Below are 19,391 nucleotides of genomic sequence, written 5' to 3' on the forward strand. Positions count from 1 at the left end.
CAGCCGTCCGGACCCAGCCCCGGCCGTCGGACAGGCCAGCGTCCAGCCTGGACCGCCATCCGCGATCGTTCCACCCAGGCGCAGTACCGGTTTCTGGCACCGCCCGAAGCCACAATCAACAGGAGAAAAAATGATCAGCACCCCTTCCGGGCAGTCACCCTCCGGGAACCGGAGCTCCATGCTGGCGTGGCCCGTCGCCGATCGGGCCGGCTGGTCTGAGGTTGATATCCGGGCCGTGGACCTGGCGAGGATTCTGGCCGCCGACGCGGTGCAGAAAACCGGCAACGGGCACCCCGGAACGGCGATGAGCCTCGCCCCGCTGGCCTATCTGCTCTTCCAACAGGTCATGCGCCATGACCCGGCGGATGATCAGTGGCTGGGCCGGGACCGGTTCGTGCTCTCCTGCGGGCACACGAGCCTGACCCTGTACGTTCAGCTGTTCCTGGCCGGCTATGGCCTGGAGCTCATGGATCTGCAGGAGCTCCGGACCTGGGGGTCCCGGACCCCGGGGCACCCCGAGTACCGCCACACCCGGGGCGTGGAAATCACCACCGGTCCGCTGGGTCAGGGGCTGGGCAGTGCGGTGGGGATGGCGATGGCCGCCCGCCGCGAGCGTGCCCTGCTGGACCCGGACACAGCCCAAGGGGACAGCCCCTTCGATCACCATATTTACGTCCTCGCCTCCGACGGGGACCTGATGGAGGGCCTCACGGCCGAGGCCAGTTCCCTGGCCGGGCACCAGCAGCTTGGAAACCTGGTGCTGTTCTATGACCAGAACCGCATTTCCATTGAAGATGACACCGACGTCTCCTTCAGCGAAGACGTCCCGGCACGGTACGCCGCGTACGGCTGGCACGTCCAAACTGTCGACTGGACGCGGACCGGTGACTACGTCGAGGACATCGACGCCCTGCTCGCCGCAACCGAGGCCGCCAAAGCCGAAACATCGCGCCCGTCCATGATTCTGCTCAACACGGTCATCGGCTGGCCCGCGCCGACGAAACAGAACACCGGCGCCGCGCACGGCGCAGCCCTGGGCGCCGACGAAGTTGCCGCCACCAAGTCCCTGCTGGGCTTCGACCCGCAGACTTCCTTCGCGGTCGACGACGATGTCCTGACCCACACGCGGCGGGTCGCCGAACGGGCCCGGGACGCCCGTGCACATTGGCAGGAATCCTTCGACAGCTGGGAAACGGCCAACCCGGACCGCGCTGACCTGCTCGAACGCCTGCAGTCCCAGGCGCTTCCGGATGGCTGGGCAGACGCGTTGCCTGTTTTCGCGCCCGACGCGGAGGGCATGGCCACCCGAAAGGCCTCCGGTAAAGTCCTGGACGCTCTGGCCCCGGTTCTGCCCGAACTGTGGGGAGGATCCGCAGACCTGGCCGAAAGCAACAACACCACCATGACGGGGGAACCCTCTTTCCTGCCCGCTGACCGCCAGACCCGTTTGTGGCCCGGGAACCCATCAGGCAGAACCCTGCACTTCGGTGTCCGGGAACACGCCATGGGGGCCATCCTCAACGGCATCGGCCTGTCCAGCCTCACCCGCCCGTACGGCGGCACATTCCTGGTCTTCAGCGACTATATGCGCCCGGCGATCCGGTTGGCCGCGCTGATGCAGATCCCCGCCATTTACGTCTGGACCCACGATTCCATCGGCCTGGGCGAAGATGGACCCACCCACCAGCCGGTGGAACATCTGGCCTCACTGCGCGCCATCCCGGGCCTGGACGTCGTCCGCCCCGCAGATGCTACCGAAACGGCGGCCTGCTGGCGTGCCATCATCGAAAATACCGACCGGCCCGCGGGCCTGGCCCTGACCCGGCAGAACGTCCCGATCCTGGACCGTGGCCCGGACGGCCTGGCCGCCGCGGCCCAGGCGGCCCGCGGCGGATACGTCCTCTCCGGCAACGCCCATGAAAAGCCCGATGTGATCCTGATCGGCACCGGCTCCGAAGTCCATCTGGCCCTTGCCGCTGCCCGGACCCTGACGGCGGAGGGAATCACCGCGCGCGTTGTGTCCATGCCGTGCAGGGAGTGGTACGCCGAGCAATCCCTGGGCTACCGAGACAGCGTCCTGCCGCCCACCGTCCGGGCACGGGTCAGCGTCGAAGCGGCCTCCGGGCAGGGGTGGCGCGAAATCGTCGGGGATGCAGGCCGCATCGTTAGCCTCGATCACTTCGGCGCCTCTGCGGACTACCAGACGCTTTACCGGGAATTCGGGATCACCGCTGACGCCGTAGCCGACGCCGCCCGCAAATCCATCGCTGACGCCGCCGCCGAGCCCAGGCCGGGCGGACAGCAGCAAACCTCAGCGCCGGCCACCGGCGGGACAGGGGACCGGCCCGCGTGATTTCGCGGCTTTCCGCAACGGAGCCAGGGCATAGCACACCGCAACCCGCCCGAATGTGAGCCATGTCACCACCGTGTGCGCGTGACGATCCCTGGCGGGCCCCGTCTTACTTGTGTGACCGCAACGATCACGTGCGATACGGGCAACCACCCGGCCGCGGATCGGGTTCACGGACCGGGTTTCCCTCCGTGGACGGGTCCGTGCGAGCCGCCGGCAAGCGCGGACACCATCGGAATCTGCTGTATCAGCTGCCTGACAGGCAAAGGGCCCGTCACCCACGATCGTTTCACCCAAGCGAAGTAACGGTTTCAGGCACCCGCCCGAAGCCACAATCAACAGGAGAACAAAAATGATCAGCACCAACGACCTCGACACCTTGCTCGAAGGAAAAAGCACCGTCTATTCCTCCGATGGGGAAAAAGTCGGCAGCATCGGGCAGATCTACCTCGATGACCACAGCGGGGACCCGTCCTTCGCCACCGTCAAGACCGGCATGTTCGGAACTTCTGAAACCTTCGTGCCCCTCGCCGAGGCGTCCCTCGACGGCAGCGACCTGCGCGTCCCGTACACCAAGGAGCTGGTGAAGGAAGCCCCCCGTGTGGAGGCAGACGGCAGCATCACCCCGGAAGAGGAAGACGAGCTCTACCGCCACTACAACCTCAGCAGCCCGGGCGCCCAGACCCAACAGACCGGCACCGCCGACCGGGACCGCGTAGCCAGCGACAAAGAGACCGTGGGGCACGACACCTCCGGACCGACCACGGACGATGCCATGACCCGCTCCGAGGAACGCCTGAATGTGGGTACGGAGAAGGAGGAAGCCGGGCGGATGCGGCTGCGCAAGTACGTGGTGACAGAAAACGTCACCACCACTGTCCCGGTCAGCCGCGAAGAGGTCGTCCTGGAACGCGAACCCATCACGGACGCCAACCGCGGCGATGCCATGGACGGACCCGAACTCAGCGATGAGGAGCACGAAATCATCCTCCACGCCGAGCGCCCGGTGGTCACCAAGGAAACCGTCCCGGTCGAGCGGATCCGCATGGGGACCAAAACTGTCACCGGCGAAGAAACCGTCACCGAGGAAGTCCGCAAGGAAAAAATCACCACCGACGGCGACGACACCCCCGCCAACCGCTAACCGCCAGGGCTCCAGGCATCCGGCCCCGGACTGCTGAAGACGGCAGGCCGGCGGTCCCGCCCCGCACCCCTGCGGGGCGGGACCACACCGGGTCGCCGCCCGCATGCCCGCCCCCGGCCCGCGCCTCCCGGCCAACCCAGCGGCGCAGCCGCTCGGAGTCACGCGCGGAGTCCGCGCGGAGTCAAGGCACAGCCCTGGAAAAAGACGAGCAAAGCCTCGTAAGACCGGAAAACAGCTAAGCGGAGACGCTGCACCGCCACCAAGAGCCCGCCCCTCGAGGCCGCGGATCCCCCGGAACCGCCACACACCCCGGCATCCCGTGCCGGCAGCCGGCACCCACCATCGTTGCAGAGACGCACCCACACCACCACTACAGCGATATCAGGAGCACACCATGAGTTCGACCAGTGAAGAAATCGGCGATGCCCGCGAAAGCCGCCGGGACAACGTCCTGGCGGAAGAGAAACGGCAATTCGGCGGTATAAAGTTCGGATCGGCCTTTTTCGGCTGGATGACGGCCACCGGGATGGCCATCCTGCTCACCGCCGTCAGCACCGCAGTCGGGGCTGGAATCGGCGCGGCCAGCAACACCGATCCGGGACAAGCTGCTGCCCAGGACCCGCAGACCGTCAGCATTGTCGGCGGGATCGTACTGGCCGTAGTACTGTTTGTGGCCTACTACTGCGGCGGGTATGTCGCCGGGCGGATGGCCCGGTTCGACGGTGCCAAGCAAGGCCTGGCCGTATGGCTGTGGGCGATCATTGTCGCTATCGTCGTAGCTATCGCTGGTGCCATCGCCGGAAGCCGGTTCAACATCCTGGCGAACCTGAACAGCTTTCCGCGGATTCCCCTCAACGAAAGTGATCTGACTACCGGCGGCATCATCGTGCTGGTCGCCGCGGTCATCATCACCCTCGTGGGCGCTGTATTGGGCGGCCTCGCAGGCATGCGGTTCCACCGCAAGGTCGACAAAGCCGGCCTCAGCAGCCACTGAGTACCTGCCCGGTCCCCCGGACCGGGCAGCCCGGCACCACCCCACCAAATCCCTAAGATCAGGAACACGCCATGAAAAAGATTCTCCTCGCACTCGTCCCGGCCATCATCAGCAGAGTCCTGCGTGCCCGCCGGGCGAAGAAGAACGGCCCCGGGGCCGCCGGCGGCACCACCCGCTACTAACCCCTCGTCCCGGCAGCCGCCTGGACCCGGTGGCCCGCCGCGGGAGTTCTGGTTTGCCCCGCATAGAAAGCGACCCAGATGCTTGATCCCGTTGGACTTGTTTTTACCGCCTTGGGCGTGACCGCCCTCGCCGCGTCCGTGCTCCCCCGCCTGTTGGGCCGGGTTCCGGTCTCGATGCCGATGGTGTTTCTCGCCGCCGGCTTTGTGGCCTTCGGCCTGATCGGCGGGCTGCCGGACCCGGACCCGATGGCCAACGGAGGGCTGGTCCTGCACCTCACTGAAGTGTGTGTCATCATCTCGCTGATGGGCGCCGGACTGGCTCTGAACCGTCCCGTCGGATGGCGCCGCTGGGCCACCACCTGGCGGCTGCTGGGCATCACCATGCCGCTGACCATCATCGCCGTCGCATTCCTGGGCTGGGCCATGCTCGGCTTGGGAGTAGCGGCGTCAGTCCTGCTCGCGGCCGCTCTGGCACCCACGGACCCGGTCCTGGCCACCGAGGTCCAGGTTGGTGAACCCGCCGACTCGGAGGACACCCAGGACGATGAAGCCCGGTTCGCCCTGACCTCCGAAGCAGGCCTCAACGACGGACTTGCGTTCCCGTTCACGTATTTGGCCATCGCCATCAGCACCGCGGGGGCAGCCCCGGCCGCCTGGCTCACCGAATGGCTCCTCCTGGACGTGTTCTGGCGCATCCTGGCCGGAACGCTCATGGGCCTGACCGTGGGGTGGGGACTGGGCAAACTGTTCTTCTCCGCCAGGTTCGAGCGGCTGCGGCTGTCCGAAAATGCCGAAGGATTTGTCGCCCTCGCGGCGACGTTCCTGGCCTACGGCGCGGCAGAACTGATCGAGGGCTACGGATTCCTCGCCGTGTTCGTCTGCGCCTGCACCATCCGCGCGGCCGAACGCAGCCACGGATACCACGGCGTCCTGCACAGCTTCGTCGAACAGATCGAACGTCTTCTCACCGTCGCCATCCTGGTCCTCCTCGGCGGAGCCATCGCCCGCGGGCTCTTCGCCGGCATTGGCTGGCCTGAAATTGCCCTGGCGTTGATCTTCCTCTTGGTGATCCGCCCCGTGGCGGGGTGGCTCGGGCTGCTCGGCGGGAAAACCGGGCCCCGTGAACGGTCCGTCATCGCCATCTTCGGCGTCCGCGGTATAGGCACGTTGTTCTACGTCGCTTATGCCCTGCAGGCAGGGTCCTTTGCCGACGGCCAGCGGCTGTGGGCCATCGCCGGGCTGATCGTCACCGCCTCCATCATCCTGCACGGCATCGGCGCCACACCCGTCATGGCGTACCTGGACAACCGCAGAAACAAAGCAGCCGCAAGGATCACCGGAGAGCAACGCAACGCCCCCACCACTGCGGTCTGACAATTACCCTGACGCCGGGCGCGGAACCACCCTGGCAACGGCCCCGCCCGCCAGCGGCCGACGTCGAAAGTTCCACCAAAGTTAATCCCGAAAACCTTGCAAATAGGGGTGGCGCCGGCGCTTATGCAGGGGCAGGATAAGAGGAAGAGGACCGGGTCGATCGTCACGCGCCGAGGACACCGGGATGCAGCCCCCGCAAAAAAGCACGGTACGGCCGCCTCGTGCAGGAGCAACACATGTCCACTCGAACAAGAAACGGAGTTGGCCCGGCGGGAGAGGAGCCCGCAAGGCCGGCACCGTCCAGCAGACCGCCCTGACGGGACTCCGGACGTCACCGCACGAACCGCGTGCCGCCATGAGCGGCCGCGTTATGACCCCTCCCGGGGCGATCGAGGCTGCTGGGGCCCCGGACTTCCTCCCAGCGCATCCGCAGGAGACGCCGCAGAACCGGTCCCGAACTGGGCAACCCCTGAGGCCCCCGTGATCCGCATCCTCATTGCCGAAGACGAAGAACGCATCTCCCGGTTCATCGAAAAGGGCCTGCGCGCGGCCGGCTACGTCCCCACCGTGGTCGAGGACGGGGTCACCGCCGTCGACTACGCCTCCAGCGGCGAGTTCGATCTGCTGCTGCTCGATGTGGGCCTCCCCCGGCTGGACGGCTTCGCTGTGCTTTCGGTGCTGCGCCAGAGCCACGTGAACATTCCGGTCATCTTCCTTACAGCCCGCGGATCGGCCGCGGACACGGTGGCCGCGCTGGAGGGCGGAGCGGACGACTACATGGTCAAACCGTTCCGCTTCGAGGAACTCGTGGCCCGCATCCGGCTCCGGCTGCGGCCCGGCGAAAACGGCGATCCGCCCCAGGACAGCATCGTCCGGTACGGCAGCCTGGAACTGAACCTGCACACCCGCACCCTCAGGGTGGGCGAGAAGACTGTATACCTCTCGGCCCGGGAGTTCTCCCTGGCGGAAATGTTCCTGCACCATCCGGGCCAGGTCCTGAGCCGGCAGCAACTCCTCAGCCACGTGTGGGGATACGACTTCGACGGCACCTCCAACGTGGTGGACGTGTATGTCCGTCAGTTGCGGCAGAAGATCGGCGCGGACCACATCGTGACAGCCCGCGGCGCCGGATACCGCCTGAGTTAGGAAGGTGACACCGTGACGTCCACCGTCAGCCCCATCCGCGAAGTCGGCCAGCCGCCGCCGTCGGCCCCGGCTGCCTCGGGCGGCGAGGCGGACCAGTCAGGCTGGAGCGCGAGGGTCCATTCGGTGCGCTTCCGGGTGGTGGCCGCCATGCTGGTCATGATGTTTGCCGGGCTGGTCACGGCCGGACTGGTCACCTTCGCGGTCCAGTTCCAGGAATCCGACGCCCGGGTTGACCAGTCCCTGCTGGACAAGGCCAATGCCATAGTTAGGCTCGTGCCGATCACCAGCAGGATGGACGAGGAAGCCTTCGACAAGGGACTCCACAAGGCCGCCGAGGACATCGAACCCCGCAGCAACGAAGTGATGGCAGGTATCATCGACGGCAGGGTCGGCTGGACCGTGGATGGAAGCCCCGAACAGAACCTCCTCGACAAAGCCATGTACCCCGGGGCCATTGGCCTGCGGAGTGCCGCCGGCGCCGCTTTCGGCGACCTGACGGCCAACGGGCACCCCTTCAGGACAGTCGTCCTGCCGGTGAAGGGGCCCGACGCAAGGGTTGCGACGTACCTGCTGGTCGGCCGGGACACCAATGATCTGCGGGATCACCTCGCGTCCTCGGTCCACACCTATGTGCTGGTGGCCGCCGGAACGCTGCTGGCCGCCGCAGTGCTCGGAAGCGTGGTGGCCGGCCGGCTGCTGGACCCCCTGCGCCGCCTGCGCGAAGCCACGCAGGTGGTCAGCCATGAGGACCTCACCCAGCGCGTGGAAGTGCGCGACGGCACCGACGACGTGACGCTGCTGGCCAAGACATTCAACACCATGCTCGAAAGGCTCGACGAGGGCGCCCAACAACAGCAGCGCTTCCTCGACGACGCCGGCCATGAACTGCGCACACCCCTGACCATTCTCCGCGGACACCTGGAGCTGGTGTCCGTCCATGACCCCGAGGATGTCTCGGCCACGAGGGACATGCTCCTCGAGGAAGTTGACCGGATGCAGCGCCTGGTGGATGACCTGCTGCTGCTGGCCAATGCCGGCCATCCGGACTTCCTCCGCAAGGAAGCCGTCCGGATGCCCGATTTCCTCCACCAGGTGATGGACAAGATCCATGTCCTCGCGGACCGGCACTGGGTTATCGATGAAACCGCCGACTTCGTGGTGGACGCCGATCCGCAGCGGCTCACCCAGGCCCTGGCCCAGTTGGTCGCCAACGCCGTCAAGTACACCGATCCCTCCGCCACAATCGCGCTGGGTTGCAGGATGGAAAGTTCGACGCCGGTGGACGGCTCCCGCCTGCCGGGTTCGGACACCCTGCTGCTGTGGGTCCGGGACACCGGCCCCGGCATCGCGGCGGAGGACCAGCAACGGATCTTCGAGCGCTTCGGCCGGGCCCACCCCGGCCGCGGACAGGAAGGTTCGGGGCTGGGCCTGGCGATCGTCTCGGCCATCGCCGAAGCGCACGGGGGCGCGGCCAGCGTCGAGTCCGACCATGGCCGGGGGGCATCGTTCATCATCCGGATCCCGCTGCAGTCCGTCGGCGCCCGGCTCTGACCCGGGTGTGACTGTGAGTTCAGAATGGCGGTTTGTTCACAGCTCGGTTTGGCGGCTTTGCACTCCCGATTGAGGAACCTTCACGGGACACGGTTCAGGATTTTAGGCCTTCGTGGTGACGGATGGTTGCCTGCCGGGCCAGTTCCACCGCCGTCGCGCTCATCTCGTCAGAGAGCTTCAGCACGTCGTACATGCCTCCCACGGTCCGGTCGCCACTGTGGGCGGTGATGCGGGTCCCGCCGTCGCCGTCATCGACCTGAAAATGGATGCCGGTCGCGGATTTCATGTATTGGGCGGCGTCCTTGTGGAACCAGGTCCCTCCCGCCCATTCCCGTCCGATCTTGACCCACACGTCCTGGCCCACCGTCGTCACGCTCAACCCGGGCTGGCGGAAAGCCCCGGCCAGGGACTCCAGAGCCGTCTCGAGGGGCAACCCGGTGGTCCACTGGTCATGGTGCTGGAAGCGCTCCGCAATAGTCCTGAACTGCAGCAGAATCCACAGCCCAACCATGTTGGGCCACAATGCGGTCGTCACCAGGGCTTCGGAGCCGTCCGTGAAACCCCAGACGGTGGCCGCGGTTCCGGTCACGGCGATGGCAGCCAGCCCAATGCGCCGCCACCGGCCCGGAATCAGCGCCATTGCCCCTGTCTTGCCCCGGCCACTCGCAAGGTAAATGCCCACGCACAGCGTGAACAGCGCCTGGATACCATACAAGATGCCCAGCAGAATATCGGCCCAAAGGTCGTGACCGGATGCGAAAACCATGAACACCGACAGGACCGCCAAAGCCACGATCACCAGCCCGGCACCGATCCGGATCCGTTTATCCCGCGCCGAAGGCTGCATGACTACATGTCAGCACGTGGCACCGCCCTTGTCCACGTGCCCGCGCTTTGGCAGTCAGGCAACGCTGGCGGACATCGTGGCTGCCGTTCGTTTCCGTACGGGGAACGGCGGATTCGAGCGGCCGTCTATCGGCTACACGCCGTCCTGCACCCGTCTTACCGCTATTCGGTTGCGCGAGGGTATTCCGCGGACTGTGGATTTGATCGCTTCGGGGCGGTGTTCTGTGATCGCTTGGTGTCGCACCTGCGCCCGTAAGCCGATCCTTTACCGGACGCGGGCACGGTTACTCTGTCTAGATACCACGCGAGCTTTTTCCCTCTCGTGGCTGAATCGGCCCGATGGACCTGCTTCAGTCCTCGTCTATTTAGCGTGCTTTGCGGATCCAGCGGGCGCCCAGAGGTTGTAGTCGGTTAGACAAGCCTTATCCGCGACGGTCAAGAACGTCCCTTTGGTATTTGGTGACGGCAGCGTCCGGCGAGAACGTAGTCGAGCGCCTGCCTGCCGTCAGAAGTCGATGTCGGGATCAAGAATGGGCAGAACGAAGTTCCTCACATTGGTGGGGGAGCCACTAAGAGGTGAATGTGCAACGCGTTGTCAGTTTCACCTAGCGCCGGCTCATGGACCTGTCCGCGGTCATCGTCGGGCTCCTGTTGGACAGCCGGCCCGTTCCATCGGTCAGCGTCTATGACGAGCTGCTGGCCAAACGCACTGATCAACCCACCCAGGGCACTGCGTTGAAGGAGATCGTTATATGAGCCCCACTGCATCGGCCACCACCATCATTCCGACCTTGCCCAGGCGGCGCGGGCTGACCGAATAGGCGGCGGCCGCGGCCGTGGACCAGGCATGCCGCCGGCTGCGCTTGCCATGGTCGGCGCCGTCCTGGATGACACTTTCGCGGTCGCAGGTAAGGAACAACTGAGCTGGCAGGGTTTTCTGGCCGACTTGCCGGCCGAGCGTGATGACGGGGACCGGCGCTCCTCGCAGGCGGCGGCACCTCCTCGGTCAGCATCACGGCACGTTTGCGCTGTCCTTTTCTGCGAAAGCGTTCTCGACCTTTAGGCCGCGGGACGCGTCAAGCGCTGAAGCTTCGGTGTCGCAGGCCCCATGGGCGCCCGGCGCCGTCCGCTACCCTGAACCGTGCACTCGACGGCGGATCATCACGTGCAGGCCCGTAAGGATTCCGCCCAAGACCAGGGCGAATAGCACAGGGACCGCGGAGATGCCCAAAGCGAGGGAGAAAATCTGGGTCACTACTTCGCTCATTGCTTGAAGATTGCCGTCTAGGACACGCATTTCGAGTGCGCTCCTCACGGATGTGAAGAGCGCGGGGGTGATCCACAGGGCGGCTAGAGACACAACCCAGACAATAAGCCGCCGGAGCGGGCGGATACCGCACCGGCCGAGCACCACGCCTACGATGACCGCGGGAAGCCATGTCGAGATCAACGAGATCTCAATTGGAAGACCGGTCGGAGGGCCCAGCATCGAAACCGCGTCCACGATCCAGGATGAGAAGGGCACAGCCGAGAGGGCTAGGCCAAGAGAGACTGGGCTGACGGAACTGCGGGATGCCAGCCAGAACACTGCCTGAGCCAGCAGCGCCGCGAAGACGGCGCCGCCCAGCAAGCCTCCGAAGTACAGCACCGCCCGTTGGTCCACTTGCGGCCCGTGAATTCCCAAGCCGTCAGCGACGACCGCGAAGCTCTGGATTATCGCAATGCTGTGCACGAGGAGGACGCCAACTGCAGCGGACCACGCCTGCGCATCTACCACCCGCTTAAAAAATCGCACGCCCAGGGCTGCGACGGCTCCGCCAACGAAGAGCAACACAGCGACCCGCAGCGCGTGATACTGGTTCACGGGCAGGAGCGCCAACGGCATGTCCTCGGGCAGGACGCCGGCCTGCCAAAGATTTTGAAGCGGCAGCTTGGCGCCGGTGGCAAGCCACGGAGCAAGAACGAGCGCAGCGGAAGCGAATCCGATCGCGAGTCCGGTGAGTACACCGGCAACACGCCCCATTGGGTGAGCGGCCATCAAAGCAGTTCCGCGAAAACGAGCTGGCCAACACGCGCGACGACGTCGTTGTTGTTCACCGCATCCGGATCGTCCGTCCTGGTCATAACGGCAAGTGTCAGCGGAGAACCCGCATCCGGCCACACGACGCCCGCGTCATTCACGACTCCGTAATCGCCAGCACCCGTCTTGTCGGCGAGTTCAGCTCCAGGCGGCACAACCGCCCCCAGCCGCTTGCCGGCGGTGGTATTGCGGAACATCCAACCGCGAAGACGGGCCTGCCCAAGTGCACTCAGCGCGTCGCCGAGCAAGAGGGCCTCGTAGAGTTTGTGGATATCAGACGGCGTGCTGGTATCGCGAAGGTCCCCAGGAAGCGCCTCGTTGAGCTCCGGCTCCCAGCGGTCGAGACGGGTGGAACGGGCACCGAGACTTCGCGCATATGCGCCTATCTGCATTGGACCTCCGATGAGTTCGAGCAGGAGATTACCAGCCGTGTTATCGCTGAAACGCAGGGCAGCGTCGGCGAGCTCCTCCACGCTCATGTCCCTGTCCTGGTCGGCAGCGCAGATTGTGGAGTTCTCCACAATCTGATCATCACGGAACAGAATTCGGCGCTTCCAGAACTCATCGTCGTACGCGTGGTCGCGGAGCAGTCGGGCAACAGCAAGAGTCTTGAAAAGAGAGCACATCGGGAACGTTTCACCGCCTCGGTATGCATAGGAGGTTTGCCCGCGTCGGCCCGCGGCAATCCCGATCGTGACGCCATGCGCGGATTCGAGGTCGGCGATTGCCCGGTCGAGACGCCGACGGACGTTCCCCGTCCCGGGCGGCTTCTCCTGTGCGGAAGCTGGGCCTCCCGTAGCGGCCATTGAAGCTGCGAGTACTCCGCCTGCACCGAACAGGAGGATCTTGCGACGGGTCGGGTCGAAAGACCGATCTTGCGTTTGGGATGTATGAAGTTGATCCATGCAGCCAGTCTGAGCGGAAATACTGACTCACTCAAAGCCAAAAATGACGGGATTGATGCATCAACGGCATAATTGGGGGATGGATGTCCTTAGCGGTGCCCGCGCGTTCGTCGCCGTCGCTCGTCGGCAAAGCTTCTCGGCCGCCGCGCAGGACGAACGGACGACGCAGCCCGTTGTGAGTCGCCGAGTCGCCGGCCTTGAGGCCCAACTCGGCGGAGCGCTGCTTGAGCGGAGCACGCGCCAGGTGAGTCTGACGCCCCTCGGCGCGGCACTTCTTGGACATGCACAGGCGCTGCTGAGCGCCGAACGCTCGCTCCTCGATGCTGCAACATCCCATCGTCGCGGCACGGTCCGCCTTCTTGTACCGTGCGATCTTGATCCCGCGCTGTGGGCAGCCCTTCGATTACGCGCGCTCGGAGCGGGCACGGACCTTGAGATCGAGGAAAATGGCCGGGAGCGGCGTACTTTGCGGTTTCGACTCGGGGAAGCGGATGCCGCTCTTCTCCCGGTCGAGACAGCACGAGCCGACTGGGTGGTGCCGCTGGGCCTCGCGCAGGCTACCGATCGACTCAGGCCGCTTACACTCGCCGCTTTGCGTCCGACCCGTGCTCTGGGGCCACGCGCGGCCTCACGTCTCGCAGTGCTGGCGGAGGATGCCTCCGCCCAACTTCTATCCGCGTTACGAGAGTCCGCTGCGGAATCCGGGCTGGCAGCACATCAGGTTTACGAGTCCCCAAGCGTCGTGAGCGCGCTCACCGGAGCGCTAGCAGGCGACGACTGGGTCCTCTGCACTCAAGAGCAGGCGGCCGCGTGGCGCCTGCAATGGTTCGAAGTGCGCGAATTGACACTCGCGCGTGCCTATCGGCTTGAGTCGCGCACGCCAGATGGCAGGAAGCTGTTCGAGGAGACCCTTCAACGGGAAATCGCTGCGGCGCTCGGCGGCGTCAGGCGGGAGCAATCTTGACCGTCTCGGCGCACGACGCCGGTGCCGGGACGAGCGCACTGCGCCGGGCAGCGCACGTGCTCGAGGCCGCGGGACTCTCGGGATCTCTTCTCGTGCGTCACCTCGGCACGGGACGCGAGCTTGCGCTTGACGCCGATCGGCCCTTCCCGCTGGCGTCTGTCGCCAAGCTGCCCCTCGCAGCGGCCGCGCTCGACGCCGCGCACCAGGGTAAGCTCGATCTCAGCACGCCGGTGCGCATCGATGACGCCAGCCGATCTCAGGGTGGTCCAGGCCTTGCCCGCTTTGCCCACTCGGCTACGATCGCCGTAGGGGATCTCATCCGGCTTGCGATGGAGATCAGCGACAACACGGCCGCGGATGCAATTTTCCGCATCGTCTCCCCGCGCGACGTCACGGAATGGCTCCAGGCCCTCGGCACGAGCGGCATCGTCTTGCGTCATCCGATCGGCGAACTCTATGCCTCGCTCGCGACGCAAACCTTAACCCGCGATGCTGCTACGGTGCACTCGCTCGTCGTTTCTGCTGACAAACAAGGGCACCCCTCTCCATTGCCCCAACTGGACATCGAGCGCGCTAACGCCGGCACCGCGCGCGGGCTTGCCGATCTCCTGCAAAAGATCTGGGACGGAAGCATCGGCGATGCGGTGGCGGCACCTCTGCGCGAGATGCTCGCTGGAAACGTATTCCGACACCGCCTCGCACCGGATTTCTCAGCCGATACGTCGGTCTGGTACTCGAAAACGGGTTCCTTCGTCCATCTCCGTCACGAAGCGGGCGTCGTCGAACACATCGGCGGCGAGACCCTCGTCGTTGTTGCCCTCACTCGCAGTCGGGTGCCGGCCGTCACGCAGCCGTCCGCGGAGCAGGCGATGGGTCACGCTGCGCGCATCCTCCACGATGAACTCGTTTAGTCATATACCCAACCCTGCTGAGGCAAGGTGCATCGTTGAAGAACATCTCGGTACCAACTGCGTTCTGGCCTAGAACCCGGTCCAGGATTTATCATTGGGCGCCACCACAGCCGGAGGATTCTCTAGCAGTTGAAGCCACAACAAGCCCGGAACACTCAACTGTCTCGCTGAGGGCATTCAAAGTCGTGCAACGCCGGCCAAACAGGGTCGATGTCACCGTGCACCGACAGAAGCGCACCCTCGGCGCTCCACGTTAGTTCATACGTGCCGGAGGCAATGGGCTGGTAGCCATCATCAGCGGTCCAAGAACTAACAGGCCTGCCAAAGCCGCCAAGCCCCACTGCGTACAACTCACCGCCGCCGGCAAACAAGAACGAATGCTCTCTCACTGCGGCCTGGCAGAAGCCGGGCCCCTGGGGACGCAAGACCGTGTAGGTAGCACCAAGGTCGCCTACCCCAATGATTGCGCTGCAAACTCCGACCAAAACTGCAAGTCCCGCCCACAGTCGTGAACTCCTGCGGGTAGATCTTTGCTCCCCCGCCGCAGCCTTCCGGTAGTCGCGCACCAATGTGCGGACGATGGCGAGTACGAGCGAAAGCACGAGCAGCGAACTGCTAAGAGCCCATCCGGGTATCACCAACTCACCCCACACCAGCAAGAAACCAAACATGCCGCCCACGATGGCCACTGCCGCCAGGAGTCGGCACAAGCTGACAGCCTGGTCGAGGCGATGTGCAACCATCGTTCCGTGTCTGAACGATGGCTGAGTCGAGTTCACCGAACCATCATCGCAGCTGTGGATCACGAAAGTGCCGTAGGTAGTAGCAGGTAGCGGACGTCTTCGACGGGGACAACGCGACGATGCTTAGGGCCAGCGTATGTGAAGGTTGGCCCGTAGATCTATGGAGAATAGACGGAGGTGCGTCCCGGTAGTCGAACTTTCAGCGGGGCCCCGAGGCCGGACTTTCGCTACAGCGGCTCTGCTTCGTAGTCGCAATGCCGCGAAGTTGGAGACCTTCGTGCCGCGGTCACCTCGCCCGTATGGCATCGCCTGCTCGAATGTGTCGCCAGACCTTTGCCCCGGAGCAAGATCGTAGGCCGGGGTCAACTCCAAGTGCCCCCATCCCAGAACGCGGCGTGGTTCCGGGCATGGTCGTCATTGTTGCTGATGGCGATGTTCATGGCGATGCGCCGGAACAGCTCAGGCCCGGGCCGAGTCGCGTCGTTCGCTACGCGCGAGTTCAAGCATCGCGCCTTCGGCGTTCACCACTGAGAAGACGCGGTCGTCTGACGAAGAGAATTTTGCGAGCCACTCGCTCCCATCTCCGTCAGCGAGTGTAGCCTTCGGGCGTGCGCCTCCAAGGCTCGTGCCATGCATAATGGCCGCGTCCAGACTTGCCGGTAGCTCTCCGCCTTCGTCAAGGATGATGGCCGCCCCGTGCAACTCATCGAGGGTCGACGACTCATCCCGAGGCACGTAATTCTCACGACCGACTTGGAAGTCCAACGCCCCGAAGCGATTCGAGCTGGAACTCAGCATGTAGTCGATTTCGTTGAGGGAGTTCGGTGCAGCACCCCGTCGCCTTTCGATGACGCCGCGACCCCACCTGTCGGGGCTCCCTTCCTGAGGGCGCCAGCGATGCTTAGCCCGTCTACAGGCTCCTGGATGCCGGGTCGCAGCGGAAGCTCCGGGGTGAACAGACTGATGGCGTCCGGCCGGGCTCAATACCTCAGTCCGTAGACGAATGTGACGAGTGGCCCGGCTTGCTCCACCCTCCCGGCCACCACGGGCTCGGTCTGGCCGGGTAGCCACGTCCAGACGGAGAGCTCATCAGAAGTCATCATCGATACTTCCGCTCTATGGTCGGCGCACACGGCGTGGGAGAAGAGCGAGCATCTCCTCACCACGCTGACGACGAATCGTGATTTCGGAGCGGTCCTCTATCCCGAAGACGGGGACACCGACGAGGTCTGCGAGGTCCATCATCGTGCCGACGGCCGCGCCACGGCTGCTCGATCGAGAAGTGACCCTGCCCTGGCGGAGTACTGATCCTCATCCGCATGCCCGGCATCGAAACATGGTTCAGCCGCTACCCCGGATCTACAGCAGGGTCGGCTTCGCCCACGGATACCGCCCGCTCGCCCGGGAAAAACTGAATTTCGTTTTGGAGCGCCGGTGGCACAAACTCGGCCAGACCCTCAATCCCGACGACTTCACCGAATCCCAGGCAGTCGCCGCCGTTGCCCGCATCACACGCTCCACCCTCGTTATCGAATCAGCTAAAACCGCCAAACCGGGCTGTGAAAACCCGCCATTCTGAACTAACAACCACACCCGGGCACCCGTCGTCGTACTTCCTTTTATGAGAATTCCTTGTGTGAGAAATTCTTCATGAAGAATTCTTCATGAGGAATCCCTCATTCCCGCCTCATCAATTCCTCACTTTTCCGGCGCACTCTGAGACCAAAGACCAGGACGCGGAGCCGGGGGAGGATTGCTGTGGAGCCTATGCGGATAGTGCTTTACTCCCATGATTCCGTGGGACTGGGCCACGTGCGCCGAAACCTGGCCCTCGCCCACGCGCTCAGCAACCAGCTCCCCGGGCTCACCGGCCGCCCGGTCACCGGCATCCTCATCACCGGCACCCCGCACGCCCCTGCCTTCGCGGCGCCGGCGGGCTGGGACTGGGTACTTCTTCCCGGCATCGGGAAAAGCCCCGACGGCTACCGGCCCCGCGATCTCACCCTGCCGATGGCCGAACTGGTGGCCCTGCGCGCCAGGCTGCTGCACGGCGTGCTGTCCGGATTCCGCCCCGACCTGATGATCGTGGACCGCCACGCCACCGGAGTGCACCGGGAACTGGAAGCCGCACTCCGGCATGCCCGCGCCGCCGGACCCGTGCGGGTGGTGCTGGGACTCCGTGAAGTCCTGGACTCCCCCGGCACTGCCTTCACCGAATGGGCCCGCTGCGGCGGACCCCGGGTGGTCCAGGACCTGTTCGACGCGATCTGGGTCTACGGCGACCCTGCCGTACACGACCCCGTAGCATCCGGTGAGATCCCGTTCGCGCTGCGGAAGCTCATCCGCTACACCGGCTACCTGGCAGCCGGCCGCCCGTCCGTTTCCGGTACGAACTGCATGCCTGGACCGTATTTCATGACCACAGTCGGCGGCGGCTCGGACGGCTATGCGCTGGCAAGCCTTGCTGCCGCCGCCCCCGTGCCCGCCGGGCTGCGTCACCTCGTCGTTGCCGGGCCGCAGATGCCGGCCAGCCAGCTCAGCGAGCTCCAGCGGCATGCCGGGCCCGGCGTCACGGTGGTCTCCGCCGTCGATGACATCGTTTTCCACATCCGGCACGCGGCCGCGGTCATCGCGATGGGCGGCTACAACACGGTCTGCGAGATCATGAGCACCAATGTGCCGGCCCTGATCGTGCCCCGCAACCAGTCCCGCGCCGAGCAGCGCATCCGGGCCCTGGCCCTGGCCAAAGCCGGCTACCTGGACCAGCATGACATTGAGACGCTGACGCCGCAGTTCCTGTCCGGCTGGCTGTCCGCCCGGCTGGGCACGACGGTGGACCGCCGGCACGCGGTCCTGGACGGGCTGATCCGCGTTCCGCAACTCGCCGCCCAGCTGCTGCAGCCCGTTTTCCAGGCGGACGACGTCGACGCGGCCGCCGCTTCGAAGGACGGTGCCGCCCGTGTTGCCGTCTGAACCAGGCATTGCCTACGTCCTGAAGATGTATCCGCGCTTCTCGGAAACGTTCATCGTTTCCGAGATCCTGGCGCGGGAAGCAGCCGGCGACCGGATCGAGATCTTCTCCCTCCGCCCGCCCAACGACCCCCGGTTCCACCCCCAACTCGCCCGCGTCCAGGCGCCGGTGACCTACATCGACCGGGCGCCGAAAACAAGTGAGGCCTGGGAATGCTTCCGGGCTGCCGAAGCCGCCGGACTCACCACCGCCCTGGCCCTCAACTTCGCCGCGCTGGCCGCCGCCGAACCGGACGACGCGGTCCAGGCCATCAACCTCGCCGCAGCCCTGCAGCACCGGAACATCCGGCACATCCACGTCCACTTCGCCTCCGCCGCCACAAGCGTCGCCCGGCTGGCCTCGGCCATCTCCGGCATCCCGTACTCCTTTACCGCCCATGCCGTGGACATCTTTGCCAGCTCGGTACGCAGCGATGACCTCCGGCTCAAACTCGAGCAGGCACACCACGCCATCACCATCAGCGAGTACAACCTGCGCTACCTGCGCCGCAGGTTCCCCACGTCCACCTCCCGCCTCCACCTGGTCCGCAACGGCCTTGAACTGGAACGATTCCCCTACCGGGATCCGCGGCCGCTCGGCGCCACAGTGCGCATCGCCGCCGTCGGCCGGCTGGTGGAAAAGAAGGGGTTCCAGTATCTGCTGCCGGCCGCCGCCGAACTTCTGGCGCAGGGACTCAGGCTGGAGCTGCGCATCGCCGGAACCGGGGTACTGGCCGAAGAGCTGGCGGCCGGCATCGAAGTGCTCGGGCTGGGGGAGCACGTTCAGCTGATCGGACCGCAGACCCAGGACCAGATCCACGAGCTGCTCTATTCCGCCGACATCTTCATCGCCCCGTGCGTGGTCGGCGCCGACGGAAACGCGGACGGCATGCCCACCGTGCTGCTCGAAGCCATGGCCACAGGGGTCCCCTGCATCAGCACAGCCGTCACCGGGATCCCGGAAGTGGTCCGCACCGGATCCACCGGACTCCTCGCCAGGCCGGGAAATCCGCACGCGCTGGCCCGGGCCGTCCAACGGATCAGCGCCCCCGGCACCAACAGGGTGGTCCTGGCCCGCAACGCCCGCGCCCTGATCGAGGAAGACTACGACGCCCGCCGCCAGGCGGAGATCCTGCGCTCCCTTTCCCGCTCCGAACTGCGGGTGGCGTGATGCGCGTGGCCTACCTTTGTG

At 65.4% G+C, this 19,391-nt stretch carries 16 protein-coding genes and 2 pseudogenes; 13 read left to right on the forward strand and 5 right to left on the reverse strand.

Features of this window, described 5'->3' with window-relative positions; translation table 11 throughout:
* Window positions 1–130 precede the first annotated feature (130 nt).
* The 6 genes from tkt (at window position 131) to AC50X6_RS14655 (ending at window position 8,741) form a co-directional block, all read left to right on the forward strand.
* The gene (gene tkt, locus AC50X6_RS14630; RefSeq protein ID WP_494966923.1) at window positions 131–2,353 is read left to right on the forward strand and encodes a transketolase; all 2,223 of its coding nucleotides are present in this window, start codon (window positions 131–133) and stop codon (window positions 2,351–2,353) included.
* Between the two features lie 349 nt (window positions 2,354–2,702).
* A complete protein-coding gene (locus AC50X6_RS14635) occupies window positions 2,703–3,494 on the forward strand; it encodes a DUF2382 domain-containing protein (RefSeq protein WP_494966924.1) in 792 nt (263 codons plus the stop codon).
* A gap of 394 nt (window positions 3,495–3,888) precedes the next feature.
* A complete protein-coding gene (locus AC50X6_RS14640; protein ID WP_494966925.1) occupies window positions 3,889–4,488 on the forward strand; it encodes a hypothetical protein in 600 nt (199 codons plus the stop codon).
* A gap of 260 nt (window positions 4,489–4,748) precedes the next feature.
* Window positions 4,749–6,044, forward strand: coding sequence for a cation:proton antiporter (locus AC50X6_RS14645; RefSeq protein WP_494966926.1), 1,296 nt, complete (start codon window positions 4,749–4,751; stop codon window positions 6,042–6,044).
* A gap of 480 nt (window positions 6,045–6,524) precedes the next feature.
* Complete coding sequence (locus AC50X6_RS14650; protein ID WP_494966927.1) at window positions 6,525–7,190, forward strand: response regulator transcription factor; 666 nt, start codon at window positions 6,525–6,527, stop codon at window positions 7,188–7,190.
* A gap of 12 nt (window positions 7,191–7,202) precedes the next feature.
* Window positions 7,203–8,741: a sensor histidine kinase gene (locus AC50X6_RS14655; protein WP_494966928.1), complete on the forward strand. Its 1,539-nt coding sequence runs from the start codon at window positions 7,203–7,205 to the stop codon at window positions 8,739–8,741.
* 94 nt (window positions 8,742–8,835) lie between these two features.
* Here AC50X6_RS14655 and AC50X6_RS14660 read toward each other — a convergent pair whose 3' ends face one another.
* A complete protein-coding gene (locus AC50X6_RS14660) occupies window positions 8,836–9,588 on the reverse strand; it encodes a hypothetical protein (RefSeq protein ID WP_494966929.1) in 753 nt (250 codons plus the stop codon).
* Window positions 9,589–10,339: 751 nt separating this feature from the next.
* Here AC50X6_RS14660 and AC50X6_RS14665 point away from each other — a divergent pair.
* Window positions 10,340–10,572, forward strand: a pseudogene (locus AC50X6_RS14665) (IS21-like element helper ATPase IstB); the annotation flags it as partial.
* A 144-nt stretch (window positions 10,573–10,716) separates the two neighbouring features.
* Here the strand turns inward: AC50X6_RS14665 and AC50X6_RS14670 are convergent.
* Complete coding sequence (locus AC50X6_RS14670) at window positions 10,717–11,625, reverse strand: hypothetical protein (protein WP_494966930.1); 909 nt, start codon at window positions 11,623–11,625, stop codon at window positions 10,717–10,719.
* Window positions 11,625–12,572, reverse strand: a complete 948-nt coding sequence (bla, locus tag AC50X6_RS14675) for a class A beta-lactamase (protein WP_494966931.1) — start codon at window positions 12,570–12,572, stop codon at window positions 11,625–11,627. The genes AC50X6_RS14670 and bla overlap by 1 nt, the downstream gene beginning before the upstream one ends.
* A gap of 79 nt (window positions 12,573–12,651) precedes the next feature.
* On the opposite strand from bla, the gene AC50X6_RS14680 reads away from it, so the two are divergent.
* Together AC50X6_RS14680 and AC50X6_RS14685 are read left to right on the forward strand one after the other, a co-directional pair.
* A complete protein-coding gene (locus tag AC50X6_RS14680) occupies window positions 12,652–13,536 on the forward strand; it encodes a LysR family transcriptional regulator (RefSeq protein ID WP_494966932.1) in 885 nt (294 codons plus the stop codon).
* Window positions 13,533–14,447 carry a serine hydrolase gene (locus AC50X6_RS14685; RefSeq protein ID WP_494966933.1) on the forward strand — a complete coding sequence of 305 codons (915 nt, stop codon included), beginning with the start codon at window positions 13,533–13,535 and terminating at the stop codon, window positions 14,445–14,447. The genes AC50X6_RS14680 and AC50X6_RS14685 overlap by 4 nt, the downstream gene beginning before the upstream one ends.
* A 1,105-nt stretch (window positions 14,448–15,552) precedes the next feature.
* On the opposite strand, the gene AC50X6_RS14690 is transcribed toward AC50X6_RS14685, so the two are convergent.
* A complete protein-coding gene (locus AC50X6_RS14690) occupies window positions 15,553–15,630 on the reverse strand; it encodes a hypothetical protein (protein ID WP_494966980.1) in 78 nt (25 codons plus the stop codon).
* Between the two features lie 19 nt (window positions 15,631–15,649).
* Window positions 15,650–15,988, reverse strand: a complete 339-nt coding sequence (locus AC50X6_RS14695) for a hypothetical protein (protein WP_494966984.1) — start codon at window positions 15,986–15,988, stop codon at window positions 15,650–15,652.
* A 207-nt stretch (window positions 15,989–16,195) separates the two neighbouring features.
* Between AC50X6_RS14695 and AC50X6_RS14700 the strand changes: the two genes are divergently transcribed.
* The 4 genes and pseudogenes from AC50X6_RS14700 (at window position 16,196) to AC50X6_RS14715 (ending at window position 19,370) form a co-directional block, all read left to right on the forward strand.
* A complete protein-coding gene (locus AC50X6_RS14700; RefSeq protein WP_494966934.1) occupies window positions 16,196–16,498 on the forward strand; it encodes a hypothetical protein in 303 nt (100 codons plus the stop codon).
* Window positions 16,495–16,706, forward strand: a pseudogene (locus AC50X6_RS14705) (AAA family ATPase); the annotation flags it as partial. The gene AC50X6_RS14700 and the pseudogene AC50X6_RS14705, both read left to right, overlap by 4 nt.
* Before the next feature lie 251 nt (window positions 16,707–16,957).
* Window positions 16,958–18,163 carry a glycosyltransferase family protein gene (locus AC50X6_RS14710; protein WP_494966935.1) on the forward strand — a complete coding sequence of 402 codons (1,206 nt, stop codon included), beginning with the start codon at window positions 16,958–16,960 and terminating at the stop codon, window positions 18,161–18,163.
* The gene (locus tag AC50X6_RS14715) at window positions 18,150–19,370 is read left to right on the forward strand and encodes a glycosyltransferase (protein WP_494966936.1); all 1,221 of its coding nucleotides are present in this window, start codon (window positions 18,150–18,152) and stop codon (window positions 19,368–19,370) included. The genes AC50X6_RS14710 and AC50X6_RS14715 overlap by 14 nt, the downstream gene beginning before the upstream one ends.
* Window positions 19,371–19,391 lie beyond the last annotated feature (21 nt).

This window comes from Pseudarthrobacter sp. HLT1-7 (genome assembly GCF_059383435.1).